Here is a 21,698-nt window from a genome sequence, read left to right on the forward strand (position 1 = left end):
ACGGCCCGGTGCTGATCGTGGTCGATCAACCCAACACAATCGGGGCGCTACCGGTCACCGTGGCCCGCGCCTGCGGCCACGACGTGGCCTATCTGTCGGGCTTGTCGATGCGCCGCATCGCCGATCTGTATCCGGGGCAGGCCAAAACCGACGCCCGCGACGCGCACATCATCGCCGACGCGGCCCGCACCATGCCGCACACCCTGCGCCGTGTCGACATCGGCGACGAGACCCTCACCGAGCTCGGTGTTCTCGTCGGGTTCGACGACGACCTCGCCGGTGAAGCAACCCGCACCAGCAACCGCATCCGCGGTCTGCTGACCAGCGTCCATCCCGCTCTCGAACGGGTCCTGGGCCCGCGCATCGCCCATCCGGCGGTCCTGGAAATCCTGTCCCGCTGCGGCGGACCCGAAGGAATCCGCGCAGCGGGCAGACGCAAACTCACCGCCATCGCCACCAAACACGCCCCGCGCATGGGCGCCCGTCTGGTCGAGGACATCCTGGCCGCATTACCCGCCCAAACAGTCACCGTTCCCGGCACCAAGGCCGCCGAAACCGTTCTCCCGAAACTCGCCGACTCGCTGAAAGCTGTTCTGCTGCAACGAAAACAGATCGCAGAGGACATCGAGAGGATGTTCGACGATCACCCTCTTGCCAAGGTCCTGACCTCGATGCCCGGCGTCGCAGGACCGGAGCCCGCATCCTGCTCGAAGTAGGCGACGGCACGGCATTCGCCACCGCCGGCCACCTCGCCTCCTACGCGGGCATCGCCCCGATCACCCACCGCTCCGGCACCTCGATCCGCGGCGAACACCCCGCCCGATCAGGCAACCACAAACTCAAACGGGCACTGTTCCTCTCAGCCTTCGCCGCTCTACACGACCCCGCCAGCCGCCACTACTACGACCGCAAAGTGCGCCACGAGGCGCTTGATGTTCGAAGGGAGGTGCAAGACCTTCCTCGCCTGGCTGTCGCAGCGGTCGAGTTGAAGCTGGGAGCAGCCTGATCCGGGGAGCGCCGGTGAGGGTGGGAAGCAGCTCCGACGATGTCGGGACGCGCCAGAACTGCCAGATGGTGTGGGTCCGGCTAGCGAGGTCAGAGGGTATAGCGAGAGCGAACCAGTGGTTGACGCCCCGTAAGCGTAGTACCGGCTCCAACCTGGTGGATATGGGCCGGGATGCAGTGCGCGGCTTCTATTTTGCGAGGAAGCCGACTCCGCCGCCGCCTTTTTCGACCGGTGCGGAGGCCACGGTGAAAGTCTGCGGCGTAGTCGTGGCGATGCTGCCGGGGTAGAGCTGGATGCCTGCCTGACCGATCGAACAACAAGTGAACGTGGGAACCACCCGTGGCCGTCCCGGCCACCGGGCAACCAGCCCGGTTCGGGACAGGTCCGCTGCCGACTGACGACCGCGTGGTGGGACGGAGGTCTCGTAGTAGTCCGAGCACGCGAGAGGCGTGCACATGGCGAAGGGGACCAGCGAATCTGCAAGGAGGAGATTGGAATGCCGGGAGGTCGTTGGTGAATACCGACGCGCCGGAGGAAATCGCCCTGCTCCGGGCGAATCGCCGGGTACTGGAGATCCAAACCAAGCTGCACCATTGGGCGAACGGCGATCCTCATCGCCGGTTCGATGATCTGTTCAACCTCGTGACCGATCCCGCGTTCTTGCTGGTGGCGTGGGATCGGGTGCGCAGCAATACCGATGCCCGCACGGCGGGAATCGACAGGAAGACCGTCTCCTATATCGAGAACCGATCCGGAGCCGAGGAGTTCTTGGCCCGGCTGCGATCCCAGTTGCGGGACCGCAGTTTCCGGCCGGTTGCGGTGCGGGAGCGGATGATCCCCAAGGCTGGCGGCAAGCTTCGCCGGCTGGGGATCCCGACTGTCGCCGACAGAGTGGTGCAGGCGTCGCTGAAATTGGTGTTGGAACCCATCTGGGAAGCGGACTTCCGGCCGTGTTCCTACGGGTTTCGCCCAAACCGCCGCGCGTATGACGCGATCGCTGAGACGCGCTTTCTCGCCTCCTGGTCTTACGAGTGGGTGGTGGAAGGTGATATCGAGGCGTGTTTCGACTCGATCGACCACACGGCCCTGATGGACCGGGTGCGTCTGCGGGTTGGAGACAAGCGCGTGCTGGCGTTGGTGAAGGCGTTCCTCAAGGCGGGCATCCTGTCCCAGGATGGGACGCTGCGAGACACCGACACCGGGACCCCGCAAGGGGGCATCCTCTCTCCGTTGTTGGCCAATATCGCCCTGTCGGTCCTGGACGAGTACTTCGCCCAGATCCCGGGCGGACCGGCCACCAAGGAATGGGAGCGCCGCAAGAGACGGCACCGCGGCCAGGCCAACTACCGGTTGATCCGGTATGCGGACGATTTCCTGGTCATGGTGTCGGAGACCGTGAACGCACCGAAGAAATCCGGGACACGGTCGCGGCGGTCCTGGCACCGATGGGTTTGCGCCTGTCGCAGGCCAAGACGATGATCACGCACATCGACGAGGGCCTCGATTTCCTCGGCTGGCGCATCCAGCGCCACCGCAAACGAGGCACTACCAAGCAGTTCGTCTACACCTACCCGGCCAAGAAAGCCCTCAAGGCGATCACGGTCAAGGTCAAGACAATCTGCCGCACCGACATCAACCGACCGCTGCCCGCACTGCTGCGCCGTCTCAATCCGGTGCTGCGGGGCTGGTGCAACTACTTTCGGACCGGGGTGTCCAGCTCGACCTTTCAATACCTGTCCAAGATCGCATGGCGGCAGGTGATGAAATGGCTCTGGCGAAAACACCGCAGACCGACCTGGAAATGGTTGCGCCGCCGCTACTGCGGCGGCGGATGGTGGCCGACCGCCAGCACCGGACGGCTGTTCGATCCCGGAGCGGTGCACATCACGCGCTACCGATACCGGGGTACGGCCATCCCCACCCCATGGACGGTCACCGCATGAGGAAATCCCTTGCACCCGAAGGGATTCGTGGAGAGCCCGGTGCCTGGTAACAGGCACGCCGGGTTCGGGAGGCGGTCCGGAGAAACCCACCGATGGCAACGTCGGCAGGGCGCTCCGGACCGACCTCACCGCGCCGAAGGCAAGAAACACAACGCCGCCCTGATCTGCCTGGCCCGACGCCGCTGCGACGTCCTCTACGCCATGCTGAAAACCAAACAGCCCTACCGCAGCCCCACAGCCGCCTGAGCTGCCACCGGCCCGATCAGGCATCCAGATCCTCGGCGCCGCGAGCTCTGGCCGGTGCACCGCGCTGCCACCAATCGATGGCCTCACCGTGATCAGCCATGCGCTCAATCAGGTGCGCGGTAGATTCCACCTGCGCACCGGACTGGGCACAGAACGACCACAGCTGCCGGGCCGCCCGACGGAACTGGTGGATCACGGCGTCGACCTCGAACGCGTCCTGCTCGCTGGCCCGGAACCTGTCCACCGCCTGGCCGACATGCTCAATCAGCACACCGAGCTGCGCCTGGTGATACGCAGCCACCAAGCCACGGGCAGCCTGCCGTTCAGCCTTCGTCCCCACCCAAATCACGCTACCGACAACCGACTTCGCCCCACACCCTCACCCGCCAGGACACCGACCCGTGACTTGACAACGAACATAGGGACACCCCCCGACCGTCCCTGTGCTATTGGTCGGTTCCCCGGAGGTTCCGGTCGTTCGAACTGTCGCGTCGATGGACCGATGCCCGAAGCTGAGTACCGTCGTATCGAGATCTCTGACGACCTGCGTGCCGATGCAGATCGCGCCCAACTCCTCGATGTGCGGCACGATCCTAGATGTGTGCGAACCTGATCTGGCAATCGGAACCACGAGTGCACACCAACTCGCCGGGAGGTTCCGAAACAGCGACCAGGCGCTACTGATACTGCCAGTGGGTCAGAACTGGCACAGACCGACGACCGAACGGAGAAAACCCACGTCAGTTACTGTGGCGGTCGCTCTCTGGGACGACCGAGGATCGAAACTCGATTTCGCTCGCTGTGGCCGGTCTCTACGGTCTCGTGGCGGTCGCTCCCTGAGGCGACCGAGGATCGCAACCTTGTCATTACCTACGACGAAATGATCGAGTACCGGGGTGGCGGTCGCTTCCTGATGAGGTGACCGAGGAGCGCAACGCTGAGATGGTGGCGGTGGGTTAGGGGTACCGTCCCGCGTGGCGGTCGCTCCCCGGGGCTGAGACCTACTGAAACACATTTCCCGGCTGGATCTTTACTGGATCTTTTGGTCCGAATCCACCCGAAGACGGCGGCATGTAGGCGCATGGTCAGGACCTGAGTCTGTGCAGGTAGATGTAGGGAACCGACGCCATCCGAAGGTAGCTGTATCGCGGTCCGTCATAACCCAGAGATCTCAGGTCCAGATTGCCCTGGGGATGCAGTCGCGATGCTTCGCACCCGAGATGAGGATCGTATGGAACTCCGTATTTACTCGTCATTCTCAGTCGAATCCGGCCGAATCCGATGCGGCACCTTGTCGCCGCGGCTCAGTGCCGCCTTGGCGAACTCCTTGCCGAACCCGCGCCCGGCGCCCGTGATGAACCAGATCTTGGTCATGAGTACCTCCTTCGTCTCTGATGTCACCGTACGCCACACATGTCACTCGGTGTCAAGTGTGGCGTGTGATGTTAGCCTGCAGGAGTGGAATCACCATCGCTGCGGGAGCGCACCCGCCTGGCCGTGCGCCAGCAGCTGCTCGATGCGGCCCTGGCGCTGTTCCTCGAGCAGGGTTACGAGGCGACGACGGTCGACGAGATCGCGGCGGCGGCCGGGATGTCCAAGCGCAGCTTCTTCCGCTACTTCGGCAGCAAGGAAGATGTGATCCTCGGCAAGCACGAACGCCTGGGCGAGCAGTTCGTCGACGCCCTGCGCGCTCGACCGCTCGACGAGCCCTTGTGGACGTCGCTGCGGCGGATGTTCGACGGCGTCGTCGACTACATGATGGATCCGGCGCAGGCCGCGGGCGCGGCGGAGCTTCAGCGGGTGATCAACGGTTCGCCGTCACTACGCGCGGCGTATCTGGACCGGATGCTTGGGAACCAGTCCAGCATTGCCGACGCCGCCCGGGAACGAGCCCGCGACGCCGGTCACGGCTGGGACGACGCGGACCCCGCTCCACTCGCGCTGGTGGGCGCGGCATTCGCCTGCCTGACCGCGGCGAATGCCGCGGCTGCGGCCGGCGGCGGGTCGTTGCGCGAGGCTCTCGACCGGGCCATGGCCGCGGTCGGCCCCCTCGCCTGAACTCGTGAGCCGGTGAGTCACGAGGCAAGTGCTCGGCCGGTCGTTGAAGATGGCCGGCGGCAAGGTTTCGCGATTGTCTCCGACGATGATGGTTCCCGACAGTCCCGCCCCGATCTGGTTCTCGGTTCCGTCGCAGCGCATGTTGGCCGGGTCGGCGGTCATTGTCATCCCCGGCATCGACTGGCCGTTCTTGGGGCACATGTCGTGGTCGTGGTACCAGTAGGTCCCGAGGGGCTGGTTTGCGGGGATGTCGAGGTGATAGGTCAGGGTTTGACCGGGCTTGTTGGAGAGAAAGATGTTGTCGGCGTTGCTATCTGGGGGCAGGTGCATCCCGTGGAAGTGCAAATTGGTTGCCGTGCCGAGATTATTGACCAGTTGCAAGGTGACATGCTGGCCGGGAACCACATGCAGGGTCGGCCGACGAGGCTCCCGTTGCCACCGCCAGCCCGTCCAGACCGGTCGTGAGTCGAGCCCGCCCCTGCCCATAGCCGATCTCGGTGAACAATCCGGCCGCGAGCAGCAGGTACACCACGACCCGCGAGGGCAGGTCCCGCACCCGATGTTGGGTGCTCGCGGTTGAGGCGAGAACATCATCGACCATCTCGAACGGCACGATCTGGTTCAACTCGCCGAGATGGCCGGGTGCGAAGGCACCCGTGGCTACCGCGACGGATCGGTGGATGACAGACTGAGCAGACAGCGGGACTCCAACCGTGGCGACAGGTTGTCTTGCGAGGACGAACCCATCAATACCCGGCGTTCCGCTGTCTTGGTACCACCACACATCTTGGCAGCCAACAGAATTCGATACCGTCGCACACATCCCCGGATCTGGCCGACGCAGCATCCGCCGATCTGACCACGGGCCCGCCACCTGAACTACCCGGCATTGGGCCTGGTGCCGGAGACCTCCGGGCTTGCGCAGACATGTCGCGGGCTCCTCAGACGGTGAACGAGGGCACCGGCGCCGCCGCCAGCAGCGTGCGGGTGTACTCGGCGGATGGATTCTCGAAAACGTCTGCCGTGGATCCGGTTTCGACTACCTCTCCGGCCTTCATGACGACGACCCGGTCGGCGAAATGCCGCACCACCGACAGGTCGTGGGAGATGAAAACATAGGAGATCCCGAGTTCCTGCTGGAGCTCCACGAGCAGGTTGAGAATCCGCCCCTGGATGGACAGGTCCAGCGCCGCGACCGGTTCGTCACAGACGATCAGCGCCGGCTCGGTGCAGACGGCTCGCGCTATCGCGACGCGCTGCAGCTGACCGCCAGAGCACTCCCGCGGATACCGGTCGGCGAACGCACCGTCGAGTCCGACTCGGTCGAGCAATTCCAGCACCTTCTCGTGCCGGGCGTCCGGACCCGCGAGGCGGTGTACCCGCAAGGGCTCGGCTATCGAATCACCGATGGTCACAAGAGGATTCAGCGACGAGAACGGGTCCTGAAAGATCATCTGCATCCGGGGCCGCAACCTGCGCAGTGCCGAACCGGAGAGCGCGAGCAGATCGGTGTCCTCGAAGGTGACCGAGCCCGACGTCGGCTCGATCAAGCGCAGGATCATCCGGCCGACGGTGGATTTGCCCGCACCGGATTCACCGACGACGGCTATCGTCTCGCCGACACCGACGGCAAGGTCCACACCTTTGACCGCGTGAAAGGTATCGCGGCCGAAACCCGGCTTCTTATAGGATTTTCGCAGTTCCCGGGCTTCGAGCAGAGTTGGTGTCATCGCTTCACTCCTTCCAGCGCCAGTTCCCCGGTCCGCGCACAGCGGACGGTGCGATCGCCGAGCATCTCGATCGGGATCGGACCGTTCGTGCAGCGGCCGGTGACAACGTGATCGCAGCGATCCGCGAAATGGCAACCGGGCGGCCAGTTCCCGACCCGTGGCACCGCACCGCGGATGTAGCCGAAGCGGCGGTTGTCCGCGTCTGTGGAGGGCAGCGAGGAGATGAGGCCGTCGGTGTAGGGGTGAGCCGGTGCGAGGAAGATGTCGCGGGTCGAGGCTTGCTCCACGATCTCGCCCGCGTACATGACAGCGGTGCGGTGGCAGATCTCGGACACGACACCGAGATCGTGCGTGATCAACAGGACCGCCAGGCCCATCTCCGCCTGCAGATTCGCCAGTAGCTTCAACACCTGTTTCTGCACGGTCACATCGAGTGCGGTAGTCGGTTCGTCGGCGATGAGTACGCGGGGCGAACAGGCCAGCGCCGTGGCGATCATGACCCGTTGGCACATGCCGCCGCTGAGTTCGTGCGGGTAAGCACTGATCCGATCGGCGGCCCGGGGGATCTCCACCATTTCCAGCAGTTCGATCGCGCGCTTGCGGCTGTCCTTTCGCGACATCTTCCGATGCAACCGAAGCGGTTCGGCGATCTGGTCACCGATGGTGTATGCGGGGTTCAGGCAGCGCATCGCGTCCTGGAAGATCATGGAGATCCTGGCGCCGCGCTGGGATCGCAGTTCGGCAGGGGATAGGCGCAGCAGATCGGTTCCGTCAAGGAGAACCTCGCCGCCACGCACCCGCAGTCCCCTCGGCAGCAAGCGCATGGCGGCCAACGAGGTCACCGTCTTGCCGGAACCCGACTCGCCGACCAAGCCGAGTACCTCGCCCTGGGCGATATCGAAACTCACCCGGTCGAGTACCGGCGTGTGCGCTGAGCCGCGCACCGCGTCGACCGACAGGTCGCGGACCTCGAATACGGGCGCTGTCGTCGTGTTCGTCATAGTTTGTCCCCTCCTGAGGCGAGCGTGTCCCGCAGTGAGTCGCCGAGCGACGCGAACAGAAACATGATCAGCGCGATCATCAGGCAGGGCGGGAATACGGCGAACGAGGACTCTCGCACGTGAGTGAAGGCATCGCGCGCCATTGTTCCGAGGCTGACCGCGGGGGGCTGCGCGCCCACTCCGAGGAAGCTCAGGCTAGCCTCGGCGATGATCGCCAGGCCGATCGAGAAACTGACTTGTACAAGAATCGGCGCGATGCTGTTGGCCAGCACGTGGTGACCGAGGATGCGGGATGTGCGGCACCCGATCGCGCGCGCCGCCTCGACGTAGCTCTCCTTGGCGACCGAGCTCGCCACGCCTCGGGTGACTCGAAAGAACCGGGGTGCCATGGTGATTCCGACCGCCAGCATTGCCGGGACGACGCCGCCGCCGTACGCGCCCACCACCGCGAGTGCGATGATCAGCGGCGGCAGACTCAGCAGTGTGTCCGAGAACAGGTCACCGAGTGCACGGATCCAGCCGGAGCGATATCCGGCCAGCAGTCCGCTCGGTACGCCCGCCACCACGGCGGTGCCGACCGCGAGCAGGCCCGCGAGCAGGCTGAGCCGGGTGCCGGCGAACAGCAGGGTGAAGGTGTCGCGGCCGAGGCTGTCGGTGCCAAGCAGATGGGCGCCGGATGGTGATTGCAGTCGGTTCAGCAGGTCCTGCTGGTTGAGCCCATAGGGCGAGAGCGCGGGTATGGCGATCGAGGCGACGGCCAGTGCGATGAGCAGGCAGAGCAGAATCCGGGTCCGGCGGCTGGACAACATCATTCGGGTTGTGCGCAGCCTGCGCCTGCGCCCCGGTGGGGTCGCCGGAGTTTCGATATCCGGGTTGCCGGATTTCACCAGTGTCGTCATCGGTTCATGCCTTTCGGAGGCGTGGATCGAAATAGCCGTAGGTCAGGTCGACCAGCAGGTTGGTCAGCAACACGGCGAAGGCGCTGAACAACACCAGGCTCTGGATGACCGGAAAGTCCTTCGCCAGAACGGCATTCACGGCGAGTGAGCCGATCCCGGGCATCGCGAAGATGATCTCGACGACAACCGTGCCGCCGATGACCCGGGTGACCTGCAGGCCCAACACGGTGACGGCGGGTATGGCGGCGTTCTTCAGTGCGTGCTTACCGATCACGCGAGCCGGAGCCAGACCCTTGGCGGTGGCTGTGCGGACGTAGCTCTGGTCCATCGCGTCCACCAGCGAGCCGCGGATCTGGCGGGCGATCTCGGCGATCGGGTTGACCGCCAGTGCGAGCGACGGCAACACCAGGTAACTGATCCACACTGGAAATCCGGTCGACAGGGGCTCGTAGCCCACGGCGGGAAACGCCCTGATGGTGATCGCGAAGAGTACGGCCAGCACCGGGCCGACGACGAACGGGGGCAGCGCCAGCGCCAGCGCAGTGAGTCCGGTGAGGAACTGATCTTCCCACGTGCCCCGGCGCAGCGCCGCGGCCACGCCCAGTGGCACCGCGACGAGAACGGCGATGATCAGCGAGACGAGGGTCAGTGACAGTGTGACCGGGACGGCTTGGGTGATGAGGTCCATCGCGTTCCAGCCTGGTTGCAGGACAACGGATTTGCCGAAGTTCCCCGAAGCGATGTCACCAAGATAGGTCACATAGCGCTCGAAGACGTTGCGGTCCAGGCCGAGCGCCACCCGGGTTGCCGCCACCTGTTCGGGAGTGGCCGTTTCGCCGGCCACCACCTGTGCCGGATCGCCGGGAATCAGCTCGATCAACAAGAACGAGATCAAGGTGACCAGCAGTGCGACCGGCACCATTGCCGCGAGGCGCAGACCGATGAATCTGATCATCTCGCTACATCCCGCACTCGGGCCGACGCGGCGTCACCGGGGTCGCAACGGCCGCTGATTTCCCACGCATCATCTTGCTCTCCTTCGCGACAGTCCCAGTGACTGGAGTCACACGGAAGAGTATCCTATTATGAAGGGCTGTCAACGAGGAATCCGCAGAAGTGGGCCGTTTCGGCCAGCGGTGGGGAGATATTAGTGCACTTTGCCTCTTGCTGAGGCTGGATCGCGAGATCGGCGGCGCCCATCCGGGAAATAGCCCAAGGCTATGGATCTGCCCTGATTTGGTGGTTGCTCACAGAAGGCAATGAGGATACTATTAGCAAAATCTCAGGAGGCTAGGTGGTGAAAAGCGTGCCACTACGACTTTAAAAGTAGCCTCTTTCTCTATTTGTGCCACCGCGGCAGCGGTGTTAATGCGGCATGCTTTTGCCGCTGATTCCGAGTTCACCGGAGAGGAACGAGTAATGATGAGGAACATTGCTGGTATGGCCGTGGGTCTGGCGGCTGCCGTGGGAGTAGTGGCGGGCTCGACGCCTGCGCACGCCCACTCGGACGACGCTGTCGGCTTCACGGCTTATACCGCGGGCGCCCGGTCCGTCGTCTCGACGGAGGCCGGCTCGCTCCTGGTGGAAGGCGGGATCTTCAAGGTCACGGCGCCGGATGGCACCGTACTGGCGGGGACGCCGCTGACGTTCCGTGTCGACGATTTCGAATTTCCGATCGCCGCGGAGATCGACGGACGCACCGCCACTTTGACGCCGCAGTTCGATTTGGCGCATGCGGCCTATAAGCCGGTCGCCCTGCCCTATGAGGACAAGGCGCCGTGGAAGAGCGACTACGACCGTGAACAGGCCGCGTGGTCGCGAATGACCAGCACCGTCACCGTGGGCGCCACGCTGGGAACGTTGGTGGGCGGGCTCGGCGGCGCGGCCGTCGGATGTGTGCTCGGCGGCATCGCGGGCGCTACGGTGGCCGCGGCCACGATCGTCGGAATGTTCGGCCCGTTCATTCCGGCTGCCGCTGTTGGCTGCATCGGCGGGGTCATCGCCGTCGGTGCGCTGGGCACCGTCATGGGGCAGCTGCTGGTGACCGCGCCGGTGGCGATCGGCGCGGTCATCCAGTACATCTCCACCGTCAATCAGCCTTCGCTGCAGACGAAGTAGATCCCCTCTGCCGCAGCGGAATCCTTCGCGCCCGGCGCAAGCGCCGGGGCGAACGATTCCGCCACTGATCATCCGGGTCGAGCCACGGGCACCAGCGTCCGCAACGGAACATCCGAATCCGCCAGCAGGTCGAGATCGATCGGCGTGCCGGCGGACACCATTTTCTTGGCCGCCGCGAAATCGGCTGGCCTATTGCCCACGTCGGCGGCTATCACGACATTGTCGCGGAGATAGAACACCGTGATCGGCCGGCCATGGTCCGTATCCGGCCGCACGATCACGCGGTCGTAGCCGGTGGACAGCCCGACCACCTGGAGTTTGAGATCGTATTGATCCGACCGGAACCAGGGTTCCGCCGCGTAGTGCAGCCGGTTGCCGGTGAATGCCAAACCGAGCTGCCAACCGCCGCCGCCGAGTTCGTCGACGACATAAAGCGGTAGCAGTGCCAGCGCCATGCCGAAGGAGACCATGTACAGGCCCATCACGAGCATGAGCGAGAGCAGCTTCCTGCTCAGCACCCGCTGTGAGCCGCGAGCGCGCGATGCCGTCATTCGCCCTGCGAACCGGTGATGATGTAGTCCTGCACCAGGTGCGGAGCTGTGGTTACCGCGGCGTCGGCGTGCGCATCGATCTCCGCGTCGGACAAGCCGGCCTCGCTCAGGATCGCTCGGGTGTGCTGGCTGTGGCCCGGAGCCGGTTCGAGATTGGCGGCCGGGGTGCCGTCGAGTGCGGGTTGGCCGATATAGGTGAAGGGCGCTCCGTCGGCATCACGGCCCTCGTGCAGGATTCGGCGGGCGCGGATCTGCGGATCCGCTTCGACCTCGCCCATGCCGTCGTTCGCAGGTCCGAGTGGAAGATGGTGTGCGACAGCCAGTTCCAACCACTCAACGCGGGTACGGGCTCCCGGTTCCTGGAAGGCGGCCGGGATGTGCTCGTAGCGAGTGAGCACCCAGAAGCCGCCGTGGCGCGGGCTGTAGAACGTGCGTGTGCCCTCGCGCAGGCCGTCGATCGCGGAGGGGGGATGCCGGAGCACTTCGGGGCCGGAGACATGGTCGTAGTCCCGAACGAGATCGGCCGGCACGTGGGCGGGGATCTCGGCGACTTGTAGTGGGTGAGGACGGCTGTCCATGGGCATCGGCACTCTCCTGGATCCGGCCGGCGCTCGCCACAGGTACGTCGGCCGTCGTGGTCCCAGCCTAGTTACGTTGTGGCGCTCGAACAATATATTAGGACTCTAATTGTCTCGCAGATCAGTGCATATGGACAGAATAACTCGGTCAGATTCCTCAAAGTGCATTGACACTGGTACGGAAAAGGATACTCTTTGCCTGTGACTCCGGTCACTGATGCTCGTTGTGGAGAGGAATGGATCACGTGCTCAAGCTATCGACGGTGTTGCGTCGCAATGAATCCGGACGTTCCTCCCGTGGTTACCGCCCGGCACGGGGTATCGCCGTGGCGCTGGCGGTGACCCTCGTCGCGGCGGGATGCGCCGATGTCGCCCGGTCAGGGTCAGGCGGGGGAGCAGTCGATCGAAACGCGACGATCACTGTCGGTGTTTCGGTGCCACCGTCGCAGAACGACCCGATCGCGGCCAACAGCGAGCTCGCGGTGCTGCCGTACTACTCGCTGATGTTCGACACCCTGATCGGGCTCGACGCGAAGGGCGGGCCGACGCCGCTCATCGCGGAGAAATGGGCGCTCGCCGCCGACCAGAGGTCGTTGACGCTCACCATCCGCAAGAACGCGGTCTTCCACGACGGCACTCCGATCGACGCACCGGCTGTCGTGGCCAACCTGCAACGGGCGATCGCCGCGGATACACCGTTGATCCGGTCCAAGACCGCGACCATGGAATCGGCGTCGGCGGACGGCGATTCGACCGTGGTCATCCGGTACATCAAACCGGAACCGCTGGCGGTGGTCCAACTGGTGTCGCCGCTGCTGGGTCTGATCAGCCCCGCGTCGTTCGCGACCGCAGCGACCACGCCGATCGGTTCCGGGCCCTACAGATTCGCTCGGCAGAACCAGGACAGCGTGACGTTCGACAGGTTCGACCGCTACTGGAATCCGGATACGGCCAAGGCTGCCCACTTCGTCATCAAGGGCATTCCGGACAACACCGCACGGCTGAACGCGCTCGAAGCGGGTCAGCTGGACCTGACGAACGCCCAACCGGATCTGACCAGTGCGCTGTCCCGACTCTCCGGCACCGGCGCCGTCACCGTGGACTGGATTCGGACACAGGCCAATTCCGTTGTCTTCCTGAACATCTCACGAGGTCCGCTTGCCGATCCCCGGGTGCGCCGGGCACTCAACTACGTGGTGAACCGGCAGGCGCAGTCGGATGCACTGATGGGCGGGCAATGCAAGCCGAACCCGCAGCCGTTCCCGACCGGGCCGGGGTACCTTCCCGAGCTCGACAGCCGATATACCTACGACCCGGCGAAGGCGCGGCAACTGCTCGCGGAGGCTGGTTTCCCGGCCTTGCGGCTCAACGGGCTGTTCTCGAACAACGCGCTGGCGCGTGTCCAAGCACCCGCAGTGCAAGGCGACTTCCAGGCCGCGGGAATCGGTTTCGAGATGGCTCCGGTTCCTGCGCAAGAAGCGCGGGCCACCTTCCGCCAGGGCAAGGCCGACTTCTTGGTGCTGCAGATGAACGCCGAAGTGGATCCCGCTCTGACGATCGTGAACAACTTCCTCGGCGGCGACAGCCCAGGCGGAGTGCCTGCCGAGGTCCGCGCGGCGGCCGAGAAGGTATTGGCGCTCCCGGTGGATGCGCCGGAACGGACCGCCGCTCTGCAGGAGTTCGGCCGGGTCGCGACCGACACCCCGACACACGTGATCATCTGCAGCCCGCCGTCCGGATTCGCGTATCGCAACACCATCACCGGGGTGAAGGACATGCCGTGGCTCACTGTCGCCCAGAACACCGACTTCCGCACGCTCGCCAAGACCGCCCGATGACACCCGAAAGTGGGATCCGCCGGAACACACCAATCATCGCAAGGCGCTGCAGAAGGTGTTCTCGCGCAAGACTGTCGACCACTGGCGCGATGAACTCGTGGTGCCGGATCTGAAGCGCTGGATCGACGCGTTGCGCGAGCAGGGCCAGGCGGACCTGGTCAAGGACTTCACACTGCTTACTGGCACATGTGTATCGGGTTGCCCGATCGAACGCGGTCAGCCCGCGACGGGTCGTCTGGCCCCGACGGGAGCCGTCGGGTTGCCCGACGTAGCGCCAGTCGAAGCGGTTCGGCATCCGGTACACCCCGACGTTCGTCGGCAACGACCGCGACCTCCCGCCAGCTACGCGGGTTGAGCCGGACGAATTTCAATTTGTGTCGCGTGCAATCAATGTGGTCTTCGCTTCGCGTCGAAGAACATGATCCTGCGCGACCAGCCCCGAGGAGCGACCTGGTTTCGGCCGCCGGCATCGGTCAACCGATAGTCGCTTGCCTGCCGGTATGCAGGGTGGCGAGTTGGGCGTTGAGGGTGGCGCCGGTTTCGTCGCCGAGGGCGGCGGTTCGCAGGTTGGCCAGTTGTTCGGCCGCGTCGGCGTGTCCGGCCAGGGCGTGGGCGGCTTCCATGAGGGCGGTGAAGCTGTCGGTGCCGTGCTCGTAGGTCGCGCCGTAACCTTTCAATACGCGCTGGCAAGCGAGGATCTCGCGGGCGAAGTCGGGGTCCAGGGCGGCCGCGGCGGAGGCTGTGTTCAGCCATTCGTCGATGGCTTGTTGTTCGCGGAGATACCGCAGCGAATGCGGACGCAGCGGGCGCAGGCGTGCGGTGAGCGAGAGCGCGGTGTAGCCGGTGATCGAGCTGGTGTTGACGATCATGCCGCGGTGGGTGATTCGGCGGACCAGACGTTGGAACGCGGTGGAGCGGCGCAGTGTCGATCCGAGGCGGGTGGGCATGGTGTCGGTGATCTCGTCGATCTGTGGGTGCAGGTATTCGCGGACCTGGATGAGCTGGTCCGGTTCGGCCCGCGCTTCGGTGCGGATGCGGTCCATGCGGTGGCGCCGGATCTTTTGCAGCGCAACCTGAATGGTGTCCTGGTAGCACATCCACAGCGCGATCTGGCGGGCCGCTTCGATGGTGAGCAGCGCGTCGCTGTCCCGGTCGGGATCCAGGTCGGCGAATACGCCGACGCGACGCAGATACAGCTCCGCGTAGTCGGTGTTCTGGTACAGCGCGGTGCGGACCAAGCCGTGCAGGATCATCGATCGCGCCGCGGGTGGCAGACCGGTGACCGTGTCGGCGAGCGCACGCAGTTTCGGGCCGACCAGCCGACCCGGGTCGGTGGCGGCGATGTCGTTGCGCCGCTTCTCCTCTCGGGCCTTGCGTTCCTCCGCGGACAGCGGCTTCGGGATGAGCGTCAACTCCACCGGCTGTGATTTGCGCTGTGGGGTGGCGGTTTCGGGCTGCTCCGATCCGGACGGCTCGGGTTCGGCGGCGGCGCTGAAGCCGTCCGCGAAGGCGTGCAGGGACTGTTCGACTCCCTTGCTGAACGCGCGGATCGGCTGCTCGAATTGCGCACGGGTGAAAGGCAGTACGTTGGCGCCGGCCAGCGCGCCGAACAGTGCTGCGCTGATGACGCTGCGAGCACGTTCGGCGACCGCCATGAAATCGGCCGCGATGAGTGTCTTCGAGCCGCGGCGCGCCGCGTCGAGCAGCGCCGAATTGTCTACCCGGCCGTCGCCGAGGGCCATCTTCTATTTTCAGCGGACTCAAACTCGCCGAACGCGAAACCGGTGAACACCACATCAGCGCCCGCCCGGCCGAGGGCAGCGGCCGCCACAGGTAGCTCTGGTCGATTTCGCACGAGCCGCCGTAGGCCCCATCACCATCGCGATCCTGGCCATGGGCGGCGAGGGCGGCGGTGTCCTCGCCGACTGGATCGTCGAGGTCGCCGAAACCGTCGGCTACTACGCCCGACCACCTCCGTGCCCGGCGTCGCCCAGCGCACCGGCGCGACGGTCTACTACGTGGAGTTGTTCCCGCCAGTCCCGGGCGGTCCTCGCGGATGCGGGGTGTGCGGCGCGAACGCACACGCCGCGGTGCTGTGTCCCTCGTTCTACCGCACCGACGTCGTCTACAACCCCACCCGCCGCGATCGCGTCCTGGCGCGGCTGCGCACCTGTTGGATCAACCTGCTCGCCCGCGGCGTCGAACGCCGCGCCGCCGGATTCGAGGCCCCGTGATGACAAGCTGGCACAACGAATTACGGGGGGGTCGAGCAGATACTGCTGGCCGACCACGACGGTTGGGCGGCGGGGGAGCAGCCCGGCTTCGGCCTCCGCGCAGGCGATTCCGGTGCTGGCGGAACCATCGGAGACATGGATCAGGGGAGCTGGCCATCACGGTGAGTGAGACCCGGCACCTGCCCGCTGAGGCGGTGCAACGCTACCGGCGGGTGCGTCTGGACGGCATCGCCCAGTGGAGTCGCATGCTGCAGGCTGCCCGGCCCGAGCTTCCGGCTGCGGTGGCGCGCTTGCTGGTTCGGGCTTCCACCACCGTCGTCATCGACGCGGTGCGCAACCCGCGCCTGCGTCGCCGGAGCGATCTCGTTGACGTCCTGGTCGCCGTCGGTGAGCGTATCGGAGCGGCGCCGATCGGCGAACGCGCACCGGCCCAGTGAATTACACCACTTAGCGGCCATTCACTTATGAGGTTCGGATTGCCTGCTACCTGTGTGCGAAAGGATTGAATTCCCTGGCTGCCTTACTTAGTGGTCATTAACAGTGAATTGTCAGCCAGTTGATCGTGATCCAAGGTGGCCGGTGAGCGATCAAATCTGTGCGCTCTGCTGCGACTCGTGCGGTAATCCTCCGCTTCTTCTCGAAAGGTGGCGCCGTGGGCCATTACAAGAGCAATGTCCGCGATCTCGAATTCAACCTGTTCGAGGTGTTCGGTCTCGATGTCGTCCTGGACGGCGGTGCCTTCGGGGATCTCGACCCGGACGTCGCGCGGACCATGCTGATCGAGGCCGCGCGACTGGCAGCGGGGCCGGTGGCCGCGCCGTTCGCCGAAACCGACCGCACTCCACCGGTTTTCGATCCGCAGACCCATTCGGTGCGGCTGCCCGAGACGTTCAAGCGTGCCGTGCGTGCGTGGTACGACGCCGAGTACTGGCGGGTCGGCAAGGCCGAGGGGATCGGCGGCGTGGCAGCGCCTGCCATGCTCGCCTGGGCGTTGAGCGAGTTCGTGCTCGGCGCACAGCCGGCCGCGTACATGTATCTGACAGGCCCGATGATCGCGAATGTCGTGCACGGCGTGGGCACCGAGCAACAGCGGCACTGGGCCAAGCTGATGGTGGACCGCAACTGGGGCGCGACCATGGTGCTCACCGAGCCCGACGCTGGGTCGGATGTCGGCGCCGGACGCACGAAGGCGATCCGGCAGGACGACGGCTCCTGGCATATCGAGGGCGTCAAGCGCTTCATCACCGGCGCGGACTCGGACGACCTGTTCGAGAACATCGCACATCTGGTGCTGGCACGGCCCGAGGGCGCGGGCCCCGGCACCAAGGGGCTGTCTCTGTTCTTCGTGCCGAAGTTCCACTTCGATCCCGAGACGGGCGAGCCGGGCGGACGCAACGGAGTCTTCGTCACCAACGTCGAGCACAAGATGGGCTTGAAAGCGTCGTCGACCTGCGAACTGACCTTCGGCGACCACGGCACGCCCGCCGTGGGCTGGCTGGTGGGTGAAGTGCACGACGGCATCGCCCAGATGTTCAAGGTGATCGAGGAAGCCCGGATGATGGTGGGCACCAAGGCGATCGCCACCTTGTCCACCGGCTACCTGAACGCGCTCGACTACGCGAAGCAACGAGTCCAGGGCGCCGACTTGACCCGGCAGGCCGACAAAACCGCCCCGAAGGTGACCATCATCCACCACCCGGACGTGCGGCGCTCACTGCACCTGCAGAAGGCGTACGCCGAAGGGCTGCGCTCGATCTACCTCTACACCGCCGGACACCAGGACGATGTGGTGGCCCAGCATCTTTCGGGCGCGGACCCGGAACTCGCCGCCGCGGTCAATGATCTGCTGCTGCCGATCGTGAAGGGCGTCGGCTCCGAACGTGCGTACCAGTATCTCGCCGAATCGCTACAGACGCTGGGCGGCTCGGGATTTCTCCAGGACTACCCGATCGAGCAGTACATTCGAGACTCGAAGATCGACTCGTTGTACGAGGGCACCACGGCGATCCAGGCGCAGGACTTCTTCTTCCGCAAGGTCGCCCGCAATCGCAGTGTCGCACTGGCGCATGTGCTGGGGCAGGTCCGTGCCACCGCCGAGTCCGAGAGCTGGGCACAGCTGAAGGTGGCCCGGGAGCTGCTGGCGACGGCGGCGTATCGGGTGCAGGACATGGCGGGCGCGCTGACCGGCTACCTCTTGGCCGCGCAGGAACAGCCCGACGAGTTGTACAAGGTCGGCCTGGGTTCGGTCCGGTTCCTGCTGGCGGTCGGTGATCTGCTGGTGGCCTGGAGACTGCTCGTCGGGGCCGAAACGGCCCTTGCCGCACTGGATTCCGATCCCGCCGACTCCGATCGTGCGTTCTACGACGGCAAGGTCGCGACGGCGACCTTCTTCGCCCAGCAGATTCTGCCGCGCCTGGACGCTGACAGCGCGATCATTTCGGCTCTCGACGGTGAGATCATGACCCTCGACGAGGACGAGTTCTGACACGAACAGAGCCAGTTCTGCGACGAAACCCTCGGAGCGCCCGAGGGTTTCGTTGTTTTCGACTCGAAGTCCTCCACGCGGCACACCCGTCAGATCATCTCGAGTCCAAGGTCGGCGCAACGGTGGCACAAGGTGTCGAGCCCGAACGTATCGACGGCGCCGACGACACCGGGGGTGAAATACCCTGAGATCAGATATTTGCTACCGATTGGTGACTCGTCTCTCCCGCAGGTCATCAGAGAGTGAACCGGTTTCCCTTGGTGGTCGCCCACAAGATTCGCCCGCGATCGGTGAGGTACCAGCGCTGACCGGTACCGCCACCGGTGGCCCAATCAACTCCCGCGCACGCAAACGCGTGGTGATACGGCATATGGCGCTGATGGTCAGATGCATGCCGGGCCTATCGGCTGCCGGCTTCGCTACGGCGTCGTCGATGGAATCCGGATGACCATCGTGTCGGCTGTCAGTCCCCATTGCCCGGGCTGATGCCTCTGTCGAGCAGACCGATGACGGTCGCAAGGAGCAGTTCCATGCGGTGACCCTCGGCGCGCAGCCGGTCGGCGCGCCAGTTCAGGGCCAGCACGCCGTTCATCGCTGCCCACAGCGCGGTCGAGGTGAGCTCGGGATCGAGGTTCGGATCTATGGTTCCGTCGGCGAGTCCATCCGACAACGCGGCGGCGAGTTTCGTGTTCTGTTCCTCGATGAGATCGGCGACGCGTGCGAGCGCGCGCGGCTCGTTGGGCGGGTCGATGAGCAGCCGGAATTGGTGTGGTCGTTCGGCGGCGAACCGGGCGTACGCCTCGGCTGCTCGCAGGATCCGTGCCCGGGGCGACCCGGGCGCGGCGTAGGCGTCGTCCATGTACTGGCGGTTCTGTTCCAGTGCGCGTTCGGCGACGGCGATGAGCAGGGCCGAGCGTCCGCCGATCCGGTTGTAGATGGTCTGGACCGCGACGTCGGCCTGCTCGGCGACGGCCTCCAGGGTGAGGGCGTCGGCTCCGTGGGCGAGGACCAGGCTCTCGGCGGCGTCGACGATCGCTTGCTGGGTGGCTGCGGCCCGTCGTGCCGTCCGTGTCATGCCTGCGGAGTCCATGCGCCCACTGTACGGCCGTCATGGAGTGACCTCCATTGTTGGAATGACTTCCATATTTGGAACCTATTCCATATACTATGTGGTGCCGGTCATAGTCGACCGGCGAGAGCAAAGGAGTTAGCCGATGGGTGATCGCCTCGAAGTCCGCTTCCCGTCCGGCCCCGCGGGGCTGGAATGCGCTGCTTGGTTGTATCTGCCGGTCGGCGGTCCGGCCCCGATCATCGTCATGGCACATGGTCTGGGCGGTATCCGCGAGATGCGGCTCGACGCCTACGCCGAGCGTTTCCGTGCCGCCGGGTATGCGTGCCTGGTTTTCGACTATCGGCACTTCGGGGCCAGCGGCGGCACGCCACGCCAGCTGATCGACATACGTGAGCAACTCGCGGACTGGGCCGCGGCGATCGCGTTCGCACGCTCGCTGAACGTGGTCGACACGAGCCGAATCGTGTTGTGGGGAACGTCCTTCGGTGGCGGACACGTCCTGGTGGCCGCTGCCGGTGATGGCGACATCGCGGCGGTGGTCGCGCAGTGTCCTTTCACCGACGGTTTCGCCTCCGTACTGGCGATGCCGCCGTCGAACGCGCTGCGTGTCACCGCGCGAGCGGTCCGCGATCTGATCGGGGCGCATGTGGGCAGGGAGCCGGTAATGATCGCCACGGCGGGGCGGCCGGGTTCGACCGCGCTGATGGCGTCGCCGGATTCGGAGCCGGGCTATCTGGCGTTGGTGCCGGACTCGGCGCCGTTCGCCAACGAAGTCGCCGCCCGGGTCGCATTGTCTATCACTCGGCACATCCCGGGGCGCAGCGCCGCGAAGGTGAGCTGCCCAATCATGTTCGCCATCTGCGAACGGGATGCGGTCGCACCGGCGAAAGCCACTCTGCGTCATGCGCGTAAGGCTCCCCGCGGGGAGATCGCGCTATATCCCGCAGGGCATTTCGATATCTACGTCGGTGACTGGTTCGAGCGCGTCGTCGCCGACCAGATCGCCTTCCTGCACGCTCACGTCGCACCGCGCGTCACCGTCGAGGAGTCCGAACGATGACCCGCTATCCACTCGCAGGCCGCACCGTCGCGTTGACGGGTTCCACCGGTGGGCTCGGCACTGAATTGGCCCGAGCCCTGCGTGCCCGCGGAGCGAACCTGGCACTCCTGGATATCGACGCCGATAATGTCCATGCGCAAGCGGCCGCGCTCGGTACTGCGCGTCAGGCTCGCGGTTGGTATGCGGATGTGCGCGACATGACCAGCCTGACCGACGCGATGAACGCGGCCACCGAGCATTTCGGCCGTCTCGATGTCGTCATCGCCAATGCCGGAATCGACACCATGGCTCCCATGGCCACTCTGGATCCCGCGGCCTTCGAACGTGTCGTCGACATCAACCTGACCGGGGTGTGGCGCACCTTTCGCGCCGGGCTGCCCGGCGTGCAGGCCAATCACGGCTATCTGTTGGCGATTTCCTCGATGGCCGCGTTCGTCCACTCCCCGTTGCAAGCGTCGTATACGGCCACCAAAGCCGGTGTCTGGGCGATGTGTGACAGCATCCGCCTCGAACTGCGCCATCAGGGTGTCGGAGTCGGCAGCGTGCACCCGACCTTCTTCCGCACCCCGATGATGGACGACGTCATCGCCGATCCCGCCGGTCGAGTGCTTTGGGGCGGCAATGAGAAAGGTCTGTTCAAGATGGTGCCCAGCGCCACGGTCGTGCGAGGCATCGTGCGCGGCATCGAACGGCGCTCCGAGCTGATCGTGGTGCCGAAACGCAACTCGCTCATCGCCAAAGCGCCCGGCCTCTTCCGCCCGGTGCTGGACCGCGTCGCCTGGAAGGACACCACCATCGCCCACGCCACCGAACTGGCCGCCCCGGCCGGTTGGCATGACCACCGAGCTATCGACCGCCATACCGCGACCGCGGACTGAC

Annotated in this window: 23 protein-coding genes and 2 pseudogenes; 13 read left to right on the forward strand and 12 right to left on the reverse strand. The window is 65.4% G+C overall.

Features of this window, described 5'->3' with window-relative positions:
• The 3 genes and pseudogenes from ACFYOW_RS44585 to ACFYOW_RS44595 all read left to right on the forward strand — a co-directional run.
• Positions 1-913: pseudogene (locus ACFYOW_RS44585) on the forward strand (IS110 family transposase); the annotation flags it as partial.
• A 606-nt stretch (positions 914-1,519) separates the two neighbouring features.
• Positions 1,520-2,485 (forward strand): reverse transcriptase domain-containing protein, encoded by a 966-nt coding sequence (locus ACFYOW_RS44590; protein ID WP_387297354.1) that lies wholly within the window; start codon positions 1,520-1,522, stop codon positions 2,483-2,485.
• Positions 2,452-2,949: a group II intron maturase-specific domain-containing protein gene (locus tag ACFYOW_RS44595; RefSeq protein WP_387297356.1), complete on the forward strand. Its 498-nt coding sequence runs from the start codon at positions 2,452-2,454 to the stop codon at positions 2,947-2,949. Before ACFYOW_RS44590 ends, ACFYOW_RS44595 begins: the two co-directional genes overlap by 34 nt.
• A gap of 262 nt (positions 2,950-3,211) precedes the next feature.
• On the opposite strand, the gene ACFYOW_RS44600 is transcribed toward ACFYOW_RS44595, so the two are convergent.
• Together ACFYOW_RS44600 and ACFYOW_RS44605 are read right to left on the reverse strand one after the other, a co-directional pair.
• A complete protein-coding gene (locus ACFYOW_RS44600; protein ID WP_387297358.1) occupies positions 3,212-3,535 on the reverse strand; it encodes a hypothetical protein in 324 nt (107 codons plus the stop codon).
• 905 nt (positions 3,536-4,440) lie between these two features.
• On the reverse strand, positions 4,441-4,569 hold the full coding sequence (locus ACFYOW_RS44605) for a hypothetical protein (protein ID WP_387297360.1): 129 nt from the start codon (positions 4,567-4,569) through the stop codon (positions 4,441-4,443).
• 84 nt (positions 4,570-4,653) lie between these two features.
• Here ACFYOW_RS44605 and ACFYOW_RS44610 point away from each other — a divergent pair, with 84 nt between their 5' ends.
• Positions 4,654-5,253 carry a TetR/AcrR family transcriptional regulator gene (locus tag ACFYOW_RS44610; RefSeq protein WP_387297362.1) on the forward strand — a complete coding sequence of 200 codons (600 nt, stop codon included), beginning with the start codon at positions 4,654-4,656 and terminating at the stop codon, positions 5,251-5,253.
• A gap of 85 nt (positions 5,254-5,338) precedes the next feature.
• Positions 5,339-5,476, forward strand: coding sequence for a hypothetical protein (locus tag ACFYOW_RS44615; RefSeq protein ID WP_387297501.1), 138 nt, complete (start codon positions 5,339-5,341; stop codon positions 5,474-5,476).
• Here ACFYOW_RS44615 and ACFYOW_RS44620 read toward each other — a convergent pair.
• From ACFYOW_RS44620 to ACFYOW_RS44645, 6 genes and pseudogenes are all read right to left on the reverse strand, one after another.
• Positions 5,467-5,658: pseudogene (locus tag ACFYOW_RS44620) on the reverse strand (multicopper oxidase domain-containing protein); the annotation flags it as partial. The gene ACFYOW_RS44615 and the pseudogene ACFYOW_RS44620 sit on opposite strands and share 10 nt — an antisense overlap.
• Positions 5,618-6,100: a transposase domain-containing protein gene (locus ACFYOW_RS44625; RefSeq protein WP_387297364.1), complete on the reverse strand. Its 483-nt coding sequence runs from the start codon at positions 6,098-6,100 to the stop codon at positions 5,618-5,620. The gene ACFYOW_RS44625 and the pseudogene ACFYOW_RS44620, both read right to left, overlap by 41 nt.
• A 94-nt stretch (positions 6,101-6,194) precedes the next feature.
• Positions 6,195-6,983, reverse strand: a complete 789-nt coding sequence (locus tag ACFYOW_RS44630; protein ID WP_387297366.1) for an ATP-binding cassette domain-containing protein — start codon at positions 6,981-6,983, stop codon at positions 6,195-6,197.
• Positions 6,980-7,984 carry an ABC transporter ATP-binding protein gene (locus ACFYOW_RS44635; RefSeq protein ID WP_387297368.1) on the reverse strand — a complete coding sequence of 335 codons (1,005 nt, stop codon included), beginning with the start codon at positions 7,982-7,984 and terminating at the stop codon, positions 6,980-6,982. The genes ACFYOW_RS44630 and ACFYOW_RS44635 overlap by 4 nt, the downstream gene beginning before the upstream one ends.
• A complete protein-coding gene (locus ACFYOW_RS44640) occupies positions 7,981-8,883 on the reverse strand; it encodes an ABC transporter permease (RefSeq protein ID WP_387297370.1) in 903 nt (300 codons plus the stop codon). Before ACFYOW_RS44640 ends, ACFYOW_RS44635 begins: the two co-directional genes overlap by 4 nt.
• Positions 8,884-8,887: 4 nt before the next feature.
• Positions 8,888-9,838 (reverse strand): ABC transporter permease, encoded by a 951-nt coding sequence (locus ACFYOW_RS44645; RefSeq protein ID WP_387297372.1) that lies wholly within the window; start codon positions 9,836-9,838, stop codon positions 8,888-8,890.
• A 467-nt stretch (positions 9,839-10,305) separates the two neighbouring features.
• Between ACFYOW_RS44645 and ACFYOW_RS44650 the strand changes: the two genes are divergently transcribed.
• Complete coding sequence (locus ACFYOW_RS44650) at positions 10,306-11,001, forward strand: hypothetical protein (protein ID WP_387297491.1); 696 nt, start codon at positions 10,306-10,308, stop codon at positions 10,999-11,001.
• 68 nt (positions 11,002-11,069) lie between these two features.
• Here ACFYOW_RS44650 and ACFYOW_RS44655 read toward each other — a convergent pair whose 3' ends face one another.
• A complete protein-coding gene (locus tag ACFYOW_RS44655; RefSeq protein WP_387297374.1) occupies positions 11,070-11,552 on the reverse strand; it encodes an oxidoreductase C-terminal domain-containing protein in 483 nt (160 codons plus the stop codon).
• Positions 11,549-12,136, reverse strand: coding sequence for a CoA transferase (locus ACFYOW_RS44660; RefSeq protein WP_387297376.1), 588 nt, complete (start codon positions 12,134-12,136; stop codon positions 11,549-11,551). Before ACFYOW_RS44660 ends, ACFYOW_RS44655 begins: the two co-directional genes overlap by 4 nt.
• 239 nt (positions 12,137-12,375) lie before the next feature.
• On the opposite strand from ACFYOW_RS44660, the gene ACFYOW_RS44665 reads away from it, so the two are divergent.
• Complete coding sequence (locus ACFYOW_RS44665; protein ID WP_387297378.1) at positions 12,376-13,968, forward strand: ABC transporter substrate-binding protein; 1,593 nt, start codon at positions 12,376-12,378, stop codon at positions 13,966-13,968.
• 55 nt (positions 13,969-14,023) lie between these two features.
• Positions 14,024-14,323, forward strand: a complete 300-nt coding sequence (locus ACFYOW_RS44670; protein ID WP_387297379.1) for a hypothetical protein — start codon at positions 14,024-14,026, stop codon at positions 14,321-14,323.
• A gap of 118 nt (positions 14,324-14,441) precedes the next feature.
• Here the strand turns inward: ACFYOW_RS44670 and ACFYOW_RS44675 are convergent, their stop codons facing one another.
• On the reverse strand, positions 14,442-15,710 hold the full coding sequence (locus tag ACFYOW_RS44675; protein WP_387297381.1) for an indolepyruvate oxidoreductase subunit beta family protein: 1,269 nt from the start codon (positions 15,708-15,710) through the stop codon (positions 14,442-14,444).
• Positions 15,711-15,944: 234 nt separating this feature from the next.
• On the opposite strand from ACFYOW_RS44675, the gene ACFYOW_RS44680 reads away from it, so the two are divergent.
• The 3 genes from ACFYOW_RS44680 to ACFYOW_RS44690 all read left to right on the forward strand — a co-directional run bounded on the left by ACFYOW_RS44680 (position 15,945) and on the right by ACFYOW_RS44690 (position 18,687).
• Positions 15,945-16,202, forward strand: a complete 258-nt coding sequence (locus ACFYOW_RS44680) for a hypothetical protein (protein ID WP_387297383.1) — start codon at positions 15,945-15,947, stop codon at positions 16,200-16,202.
• 161 nt (positions 16,203-16,363) lie between these two features.
• The gene (locus tag ACFYOW_RS44685; protein WP_387297385.1) at positions 16,364-16,639 is read left to right on the forward strand and encodes a hypothetical protein; all 276 of its coding nucleotides are present in this window, start codon (positions 16,364-16,366) and stop codon (positions 16,637-16,639) included.
• Positions 16,640-16,854: 215 nt separating this feature from the next.
• Positions 16,855-18,687 (forward strand): acyl-CoA dehydrogenase, encoded by a 1,833-nt coding sequence (locus tag ACFYOW_RS44690; RefSeq protein WP_387297387.1) that lies wholly within the window; start codon positions 16,855-16,857, stop codon positions 18,685-18,687.
• 463 nt (positions 18,688-19,150) lie between these two features.
• Here the strand turns inward: ACFYOW_RS44690 and ACFYOW_RS44695 are convergent, their stop codons facing one another.
• Positions 19,151-19,762, reverse strand: coding sequence for a TetR/AcrR family transcriptional regulator (locus ACFYOW_RS44695; protein ID WP_387297493.1), 612 nt, complete (start codon positions 19,760-19,762; stop codon positions 19,151-19,153).
• Positions 19,763-19,901: 139 nt separating this feature from the next.
• Here ACFYOW_RS44695 and ACFYOW_RS44700 point away from each other — a divergent pair, with 139 nt between their 5' ends.
• Positions 19,902-20,819: an alpha/beta hydrolase gene (locus ACFYOW_RS44700; protein ID WP_387297390.1), complete on the forward strand. Its 918-nt coding sequence runs from the start codon at positions 19,902-19,904 to the stop codon at positions 20,817-20,819.
• A complete protein-coding gene (locus ACFYOW_RS44705) occupies positions 20,816-21,697 on the forward strand; it encodes an SDR family NAD(P)-dependent oxidoreductase (RefSeq protein ID WP_387297391.1) in 882 nt (293 codons plus the stop codon). Before ACFYOW_RS44700 ends, ACFYOW_RS44705 begins: the two co-directional genes overlap by 4 nt.
• Position 21,698 lies beyond the last annotated feature (1 nt).

Origin of the sequence: Nocardia sp. NPDC006982, from assembly GCF_042869435.1 — a bacterium.
In the GTDB taxonomy this organism is placed as follows: domain Bacteria; phylum Actinomycetota; class Actinomycetes; order Mycobacteriales; family Mycobacteriaceae; genus Nocardia.